This is a genomic window from Paramylibacter ulvae (assembly GCF_014652655.1).
In the GTDB taxonomy this organism is placed as follows: Bacteria; Pseudomonadota; Alphaproteobacteria; order Rhodobacterales; family Rhodobacteraceae; genus Amylibacter; species Amylibacter ulvae.
In genome coordinates this window covers 1-997 of the sequence record NZ_BMZF01000023.1, presented here as the reverse complement: position 1 = coordinate 997, position 997 = coordinate 1, and the positions used below count along the sequence as shown (strand labels likewise).

Below are 997 nucleotides of genomic sequence, written 5' to 3'. Positions count from 1 at the left end.
GCCGATTTTTACGATGCCCATTGAAGCGTCTCCCGATGATATATATACGAAACATATACGAATCGTATAGCGCATGATTTACCGCTAGTATAGGGACAGAACGCCAGATGGACAGCTATATCAATGTACCGGTCGCCCCTGCCGCTAAGGATGCTCGCCGAACTGAAAGCATCAAGCTCTATGGACCGGACGCCTTTGAGGGAATGCGGCGCGCAGGTGCGCTGACTGCTGCTTGTCTGGACGGCGTAGCCGATCTGATCCGCCATGGCATTCCGTTGTCAGACATAAATGCCTATGTGCTGGACTTCGCGGTATCGCATGATGCGATACCTGCGACCCTTGGCTACAAGGGCTACAAATATGCCTGCTGCACATCGGTTAATCACGTTGTATGTCACGGCTTTCCCAATGAGAAAAAGCTGCGCGATGGGGATATCGTCAACGTTGATGTGACGCTGATCTTTGACGGTTGGTACGGCGATTCAAGTCGGATGTACGCGGTGGGCAAGCCGAAGCGGGCGGCAGAGCGGCTTATCCAGATCACGCATGAAGCGATGATGCGCGGGATTGAGGCCGTGCGCCCCGGTGCGCGACTTGGCGATATCGGCCATGCCATCCAGTCCTATGCGCAGTCAGAACGCTGTTCAGTCGTTCGCGATTTCTGCGGTCATGGCATTGGTCAGGTTTTCCACGACTCTCCCAATATCCTGAACTTCGGCAGAGCCGGGAAAGGTTTGGAGCTGCGCGAAGGTATGATTTTCACAGTGGAGCCAATGATCAATCTGGGGCGTGGTGAAGTAAAGATGCTGGCGGATGACTGGACGGCGGTGACCCGCGACAAGTCCTTGTCAGCTCAGTTTGAGCATTCGGTGGGTGTGACCGCAGATGGGTTCGAAATCTTCACTAATTCAAAAAAAGGGCCTTCATGCACCCGGTGTTGAAATTAAAAAAGCAGTGTCTTAACCGTCTTTTGTGCGTCCCGCAGCATCGGTTGAAA

Annotated in this window: 1 protein-coding gene; it reads left to right on the top strand. The window is 53.4% G+C overall.

The annotated features are described in order from the left end of the window. Positions 1–107: 107 nt before the first annotated feature. Complete coding sequence (map, locus tag IE094_RS15475) at positions 108–941, top strand: type I methionyl aminopeptidase (protein ID WP_189641613.1); 834 nt, start codon at positions 108–110, stop codon at positions 939–941. The last annotated feature ends 56 nt before the right edge of the window (positions 942–997 follow it).